A 6,983-nucleotide genomic window follows, 5' to 3' on the forward strand; every position below is an offset into this window, starting at 1 on the left:
CACATCGTTTTATTTTAACGATTAAATTAGAAATGTTTTAATTTGGCAACGCACAGGCTACATAATTTGTTGTTGCAAATCGTGCTGTTGTCGATATTATTTATTCGCAGACCTAATATGTTTATCGGGTCTGACGCTCAAAAAAAGTCGATATTGTTCAGTTGAGAAAACTGAGATAAAGACTGTGCAAAATATCCTACCGATGGAACGACGATTAACTTCAACACGGAAGAACTGGCGATATCGCCTGGCATTTTTTGCTTCGCGTATACCGCATTGGATAGCCGTCAAAGAAGAGAGAAATAAAATGAAATCGCAGTTCCGTATTATGGCCGTTGTTATCGCGGCTCTGGCATCAGGTACCACGCTTTCCGCTATTGCCAACGACATGACCACTACCGTGCCCGCGGCTGATGGTGCTCAGGGCGCAGGTGGGCAGGTGAAATTTACCGGGGAAATTACTGACGCCGCGTGTGATATCGATGCCAACAGTACCAATCAGGTGGTTGATCTGGGTAAGTGGGCAAGCAGCTACTTTAAAGCAACCGGTACGGAAACTACCAAAACGCCTTTCCATATTAATGTGAAAGATTGCCCGTCTTCAGTGAGCAAAGTTTCTGTACTGTTCGATGGCACGCATGATGCCAATGAGAGCGATCTACTGGCGATCAATGGCGATGCAAAAGGCGTCGGCATTAAGCTGATTGAAGCGGATGAAACCACGCAGGTTAAGCTGGGGACGATCTCCAAAGCGTATCCGATTGATGCTGGTAGCAATGGCGAGGCCGGTACCGCTGATCTGTTGTTCTACGCTGACTATCGCGCCACCGCCGATAAAGTTACGGCAGGTAACGCTGACGGCGTAACCAACTTCGAAATGGTTTACAACTAAGTCGAATCTGAGCAGGGGGTTTCTCCTGCTCATTCCTCAGTTCTCGTTTCCCCTGACAAATGAATGCTATTTATGAAACGTATTATCGCTGGCGTTGCTCTTTCATTATTATTGGTTACTGCTGCTAAGGCGGGCGTCGTCGTGGGGGGAACCCGCGTAGTCTATGAGGAAGGGAAGCGAGAAGCCTCTATTTCAGTCACAAATGCCGATACCCACACGCCATATTTGGTGCAATCCTGGGCTGAGAATTTTAACGAAAATGATAAACGCCCGGTGCCCTTTATTGTGACGCCACCGCTGTTCCGTCTCGATCCTGAAAAAAGAAATATGCTGCGTATTAGCTTTACCGGGATGGAATTGCCGCATGACCGGGAGTCCGTATTCTGGTTGAACGTGAAAACGATTTCGCCGTCCCAGAAAGGGGATGTGAATAAGTTACAGGTAAATATTAAATCTAAATTCAAGATTTTTTATCGCCCTGCCGATTTAGCGGGCGATCCGAGTAAAGCATGGCAGCAGTTGCAATTTCACACAGCGGGTAATCATTTAGTGGTAAATAACCCGACCCCCTATTATGTGTCGTTATTTTCCGTTTCTGTTGCGGGAAAAGAGGTCGATGAGCCGGGAATGGTTGCGCCCATGTCGTCTTTAACGTGGCCGATTAGCGGTTCAGGGACGGTGAAATGGCGTGCGATTAATGATTTCGGCGGCATAACTGACGTTGCGCAGCAGTAATGTGCCAGTTCCCCCGCAGCCCTCTGTATAAGCCGACCGGCCCGTTACTGCTGCTGGCGACGGTGCCAACCGCACTGTTTCTGCTGTGCCATTACCGTCTGGCGCTGGCCGATGACTATTTCGACCCGGCTGCGCTGGAGGTGACGGATCCTCAGCAGAAAACCGCCGATCTCCACTATTTCGAAAAAAATGGCGGCCAGCAGCCCGGTACGTACCCGGTAGCTATCTGGGTGAACAACCAGCAGGTCGGGCAGGGGAATGTGACCTTTGTTGAGGACAATGGCACCCTGCAACCGCAGCTGACAGCAGCGCAATTGGCGGAATTCGGGGTCAATGTCAGCGCCTTTTCTGCTTTTAATCAACTGCATGACGGCGAAACCTTTACCCAAATCAGTCGTTATATCCCTGATGCCAGCAGTGCGTTCGATTTTAGCGAGCAGCGGCTGAATCTCAGTATTCCGCAGGCGGCAATGAACCTGCAAAGCCGCGGCTACGTTGACCCGGCTCGTTGGGATGACGGCGTACCCACAGCCTTTGTGAATTACAACCTGACCGGGGCACAATCGCGTTATCGCGACGGCGAACACAACTCCAACTATTTAAGTTTACGCAGCGGCATGAACATGGGCGCGTGGCGGCTGCGCAACGTTTCGTCGATGCAATACGATAAAAAAAGCCACTGGCGCTCACAAAGCACCTATTTGCAGCGTGATGTGAAGTCTTTGAGAAGCCTGCTGCGTGTGGGGGATACCTATACCTCGGGCGATATTTTCGATAGCGTGCAGTTTCGCGGGGCGCAGCTCTCCTCGGATGACGAGATGCTCCCGGACAGCATGCGCGGCTTTGCGCCGGTGATCCGCGGGATGGCTCACAGCAACGCTAAAGTGACCGTTTCGCAGCATGGCTATGTGATTTATGAGACCTATGTTGCACCAGGGGCGTTTGCTCTGAAAGATCTCTATCCTACCGCGCAAAGTGGCGATCTTGAGGTCACGGTAAAAGAGAGTGATGGTTCCGAGCGCACGTTTACTCAACCTTATTCCGCCATTCCCTTTATGCTGCGCGAGGGGCGACTGAAGTACAGCGTCAGCGCAGGCCATTACCATTCAGGTCTCGACGGGAATCGTTCCCCGCAGTTTATTCAGTCGACGTTGTTTTACGGGCTACCGGCGAGTTTGACTCTCTACGCCGGCAGCCAGTTGGCGCAAGATTATCAAGCCTGGGCGGGCGGCGTGGGGCACGGTTTTGGCGATTTCGGATCGTTGGGCGCGGATGTGACCTGGGCAAATACGCGCACGCCTTCCGGTAAACGTTATTCCGGTCACTCCGTCCGCGTGCAGTACCAAAAAGATGTGAATTTGACCGGTACAACCTTTAACCTTGCCAGCTATCGCTACTCATCCAGCGGGTTTTATGACTTCAGCGAAGCCAACGCGCTGGAGAGTGAAAATGGCCTGGTGGATAACAAGCGTAGTCGCGAAGAGATCTCAATTTCGCAGCCCCTTGGCGGCAGCACCAGCCTGACGGCATCTGCCTATTCGCAGCGATACTGGCGCACCGGGCGTCACGATGAAACCGTGCATTTGGGGTTTTATAACACCTGGCAGGGCGTTTCGTGGGGCGTGGGCTACTACTACACCAAATCTTCCGCAGAGAATAAATCGGATCGTTCATTGTCGTTCAACGTCACGATCCCGCTCGGCCAGTGGTTACCAAACAGCTCGGTGAGTTATAACACCACGTCAGATAACAACGGTTATACCTCGCAGCAGGTTTCGTTGTACGGCTCGGTGCCGGAAAATCAAAATCTCTACTACACCGTCCAGCAGGGTTACGGCAATAACGGCCAGGGCGCGAACAGCAGCGTTGCGCTTGATTATCGCGGAGGTTACGGCAGCACTCAGCTTGGTTATCGCCACGATAAGCAGAGTAACCAGTTGACCTGGGGCGCATCGGGCTCGATTGTCGCCCATCCCCACGGGATTACGTTTGGGCAGAGTACGGGCGATAGCTTTGCGATTGTTCGCGCGCCAGGAGCCTCGGACGTGGCTATCCAGAATGGGACGAACGTGCATACGGACTGGCGCGGCTACGCGGTGGTGCCAACCTTAACAGCGTATCGCAAAAACTACATTACCCTCGACACCGAGTCGTTAAAAGATGACACCGACGTCGATCTTCAGGGTCAGACGGTGATCCCCGGCGGCGGTGCGGTAGTAATGGCGAATTATCAAACGCATATCGGTAACCGCGTTCTGTTTACTCTTAACGATAACCATGGGCCACTGCCTTTCGGTGCCACCGCGCAGGTACGCAAAACCAGCGACGACGAGGCGACCCCAGCCAGCGGTATTGTTGCCGAACAGGGGCAGGTGTATCTGAGCGGCGTACCAGAAGAAGGCACGCTGGAGGCGCAATGGCAAACCGATAACATCTCGCACCACTGTACGCTGCACTTCCATATTTCCAGTAACCCACAGCAGAACCCGGTGAAAACTGTCACCGGCCTTTGCTTATAAGAGAGGGCGATATGCGACATCGTGACTGCGCGCTGTTTTTCATTTTTCTGCTGATTGCCGGTTTTTATAGCCACGCTTCGCACGCTGAAACCTGCATGGCGAGCGTCGGGCAGATGACGCTGAATACCCAGAATTTAACCTACCTTCCCACTCTGCCTGTGAACTCGCAAATGACTAACCAGATGGCAGATAACGGCAATGGGATCCACTTCACCTGTGACTTGCAGGCACCGCTGGCAAACTGGAAACGCATTGTTTATCAACAAAAAGACACGACCGGTGCCGGGACGGTGATTAACGGTCATCACGTGTTTGCCTCAAAACTGAATGGCGTGAGCTACTCGGCAGGATTCCAGTGTAACGGTGGGCCGATTCGCTATATCGGCGATAGCACGGCCCCGGCAGGTGGTGAGTCGGTAACGGTATGTGACAGTGATGAACTGCCGGATCTGCTCGGTGAACGCGAACCCATCGTCAAGATGTATATCACTTTCTATAAAACGGGTGAGGTAACGATGAGCGGCGGCAACCACGCCAACGTTGAATCGCAGCCGCATTTTGGGGAACTCTATATTGAGGATCGCACTGCCAGCGGGCCCAGTGTGAAAAGCAATCCGGTATCGATTGATCTGGCGGCGCTTAACGTCGATATCGGTGCCAGCGGTAGCTGTCAGGTCAGCACCTCCAGCATTCAGGTTAATCTGGGATCTGTTAATCGCGCCGAATTTAAGGGCAAAGGGCTGACGGCAGGCTCTGCCCGGTCGTTTGATATTCCGGTTTATTGCTCGGCACCCAGCGATGTCAGAGTAGGCTTTTTCGGGATCATGGCCGCCAGCGATTCCCACGACACGCTGGCATTGACGAAAAGTAGCGATATGGCAACGGGGGTTGGCGTTAAGCTGACTTATGGCAACAATGCTGCCTCTGCGCCTTCACCCGGCACGTCCGTCAAAATTAACCAGGCGACTAATCTGCCCATTCTCAAGCATGTGACGGCGGCAAATGCGGGGAATGCGGAGAACGTGAATTTTTCGGCGCAGTATGTTCAGACGGAAGGTAGCGTAACCGCAGGGGAAGCGAACAGTATTGTGACGTTTGCGCTGGTGTATAACTGAGTTGTTAGCCAGCAAAATACCGCAACTCCAATCTATTGCAGATAACCGGTAGGCCGGATAAGCGCAGCGCATCCGGCATAAGCACCAAAGCAAAAAGGCCGCGAAGCGGCCTTTTTATCACGCTGAGAAATTACTCAGTCACTTTATTTTTCAGCGACTCAGCACCTTCTTTGGTTTTATTCCAGCCTTTCTCGGTACCTTCTTTGGTGGCGTTCCAGCCTTTTTCAGTACCTTCTTTGGTTTTGTTCCAGGCTTTTTGCGAGCCTTCGCTCACTTTGCTCCCGGTGCTGTCTGCTTTACCTTCAGCAGCATGTTTAGATTTCAGCTTCAGCTCTTCGCCTTCATGCTGCGCCTGATGCAGCTTTTCTTTGGCGGTATTCGCATTCTCATGCGCCGCGGCAACGGTATCGTCCGTTGCGTGGGTGGTTGCGGCAAAAACAGGAGAAGCCAGCAGCAGGGCAGATAATGCGATCATTGTTTTTTTCATAATATCCTCATCTATCGTTATGGCTGTATGAGCTGTATTCAGCATGGCAGAGCGAACCGGGAGATGCATTAGGAATAAACTGTATTTGGGTCAGGATGTTCTGCATTGAGTGATTTTGGTAGTGAAAAATCATCGATAAATTATGGTTAATAAATCATTCATCTGGCTGCGTTAATCCATGAAAAAACGTGTGATTGCAGGCATATTTTACGCGCCGCCTCAGATTCAGGATTTACTGAATTATGTATTCAACAAATCAATAAAATAATCTTTCTTGCAGACTTCCCGGTTCAATTCGTAGGGAGCCCGGATGCAATAAATCCCCAGGCTCCAATATCAGACGCTATTTTTCCGCGATGATCGTCTCTCTGGGCAGACGCGTATCGTGACAGTTTTGATAGCGTGCAGGCCAGATCACCGAAGGATGCAGGTCAAGCGCATTAGCAATGAGCCACTCGCCCTTGGGCCATGGTCGATTCAGCGTATTGGCCAGCGTAGAGGAGGCCAGCCCAGCTTCGCGGGATACGCGCGCCAGATTGGTACCGCGCTTGCGCAGTGCGGCGATGATGTCGGCGGGGTGCCAGTTCTGTGGGGGCATTTATTCATCCTTGGTACTTTAAAAACATGAATTATCCCGTTTTGGGATAAAAGAGTAAATCGCTGATATTCGATTTTGGGATAAAAATCGAGAAAGAAACATGTCATCCATTTATTCTCAAGAATATCAGCTTGTTATAAGCGCGTTACGGAATGCGCGCCTTGAGCAAGGATTAACACAGACGACTCTTGCAAGAGCATTAGGTAAGCCCCAGTCATTTATTGCCAAGGTTGAGAATGGAGAGCGCAGGCTGGACGTGGTTGAGTTCATCCATTTAGCAAAATTGCTTTCGATTGATCCGGCTACGGTTATCAAAAAAGTTATGGCTCTGAGTAATTAATACGTGATGATCAATAAAATTTGTTATGGCTTACTGGCCATATCATTCATTGCCAGCTTCTGGTTTTTACATCCCGTATGGGCGTGGTTTTTGCTGGTCAATGTTTTGACATTTTTCATCTACGGTGCCGATAAATTTGCGGCACGTCGAAGCTGGCAGCGAGTACCCGAAAGAACGCTATTGATGTATGGCCTTGTGGGTGGATGGCCCGGCGGGTTAGCCGCTCAGCAGTTGTTCAGGCATAAAACACAGAAGCAGCCGTTCAAACGCTGGTTTGTCGCAAGCGTGGTGGTGAAT

The 6,983-nt window shown here is 51.2% G+C and carries 8 protein-coding genes; 6 read left to right on the forward strand and 2 right to left on the reverse strand.

Annotation, left to right across the window (positions count from 1 at the left end):
- The first annotated feature begins 307 nt into the window (after nt 1-307).
- From DBY68_RS22545 to DBY68_RS22560, 4 genes are all read left to right on the forward strand, one after another.
- Nucleotides 308-892, forward strand: coding sequence for a fimbrial protein (locus DBY68_RS22545; RefSeq protein ID WP_108477008.1), 585 nt, complete (start codon nt 308-310; stop codon nt 890-892).
- Between the two features lie 72 nt (nt 893-964).
- Entirely contained in the window at nt 965-1,627 is a 663-nt protein-coding gene (locus tag DBY68_RS22550; protein ID WP_108477009.1) for a molecular chaperone, read from the forward strand.
- Nucleotides 1,627-4,146 carry a fimbria/pilus outer membrane usher protein gene (locus tag DBY68_RS22555; protein WP_108477010.1) on the forward strand — a complete coding sequence of 840 codons (2,520 nt, stop codon included), beginning with the start codon at nt 1,627-1,629 and terminating at the stop codon, nt 4,144-4,146. Before DBY68_RS22550 ends, DBY68_RS22555 begins: the two co-directional genes overlap by 1 nt.
- A 95-nt stretch (nt 4,147-4,241) precedes the next feature.
- Nucleotides 4,242-5,261, forward strand: a complete 1,020-nt coding sequence (locus tag DBY68_RS22560) for a fimbrial protein (RefSeq protein ID WP_233503926.1) — start codon at nt 4,242-4,244, stop codon at nt 5,259-5,261.
- Between the two features lie 130 nt (nt 5,262-5,391).
- Here the strand turns inward: DBY68_RS22560 and DBY68_RS22565 are convergent, their stop codons facing one another.
- Together DBY68_RS22565 and DBY68_RS22570 are read right to left on the reverse strand one after the other, a co-directional pair.
- The gene (locus DBY68_RS22565; protein WP_108477012.1) at nt 5,392-5,748 is read right to left on the reverse strand and encodes a hypothetical protein; all 357 of its coding nucleotides are present in this window, start codon (nt 5,746-5,748) and stop codon (nt 5,392-5,394) included.
- Between the two features lie 343 nt (nt 5,749-6,091).
- A complete protein-coding gene (locus DBY68_RS22570; protein WP_108477013.1) occupies nt 6,092-6,346 on the reverse strand; it encodes a helix-turn-helix transcriptional regulator in 255 nt (84 codons plus the stop codon).
- Between the two features lie 100 nt (nt 6,347-6,446).
- On the opposite strand from DBY68_RS22570, the gene DBY68_RS22575 reads away from it, so the two are divergent.
- Together DBY68_RS22575 and DBY68_RS22580 are read left to right on the forward strand one after the other, a co-directional pair.
- Nucleotides 6,447-6,686, forward strand: a complete 240-nt coding sequence (locus DBY68_RS22575; RefSeq protein WP_108477014.1) for a helix-turn-helix transcriptional regulator — start codon at nt 6,447-6,449, stop codon at nt 6,684-6,686.
- Nucleotides 6,687-6,689: 3 nt separating this feature from the next.
- Nucleotides 6,690-6,983 (forward strand): DUF1294 domain-containing protein (locus DBY68_RS22580; protein WP_146745498.1); only part of this gene is annotated, 294 nt, incomplete at its 3' end.

It is taken from the genome of Pseudocitrobacter sp. RIT415 (assembly GCF_003057695.2).
Classification (GTDB): Bacteria; Pseudomonadota; Gammaproteobacteria; order Enterobacterales; family Enterobacteriaceae; genus Pseudocitrobacter; species Pseudocitrobacter faecalis.

What these genes read in the sequence shown, in the direction of transcription:
- DBY68_RS22545 (WP_108477008.1), top strand. Translation starts at nt 308, where the DNA reads ATGAAATCGCAGTTCCGTATTATGGCCGTTGTTATCGCGGCTCTGGCA.
- DBY68_RS22550 (WP_108477009.1), top strand. Translation starts at nt 965, where the DNA reads ATGAAACGTATTATCGCTGGCGTTGCTCTTTCATTATTATTGGTTACT.
- DBY68_RS22555 (WP_108477010.1), top strand. Translation starts at nt 1,627, where the DNA reads ATGTGCCAGTTCCCCCGCAGCCCTCTGTATAAGCCGACCGGCCCGTTA.
- DBY68_RS22560 (WP_233503926.1), top strand. Translation starts at nt 4,242, where the DNA reads ATGGCGAGCGTCGGGCAGATGACGCTGAATACCCAGAATTTAACCTAC.
- DBY68_RS22565 (WP_108477012.1), bottom strand. Translation starts at nt 5,748, where the DNA reads ATGAAAAAAACAATGATCGCATTATCTGCCCTGCTGCTGGCTTCTCCT.
- DBY68_RS22570 (WP_108477013.1), bottom strand. Translation starts at nt 6,346, where the DNA reads ATGCCCCCACAGAACTGGCACCCCGCCGACATCATCGCCGCACTGCGC.
- DBY68_RS22575 (WP_108477014.1), top strand. Translation starts at nt 6,447, where the DNA reads ATGTCATCCATTTATTCTCAAGAATATCAGCTTGTTATAAGCGCGTTA.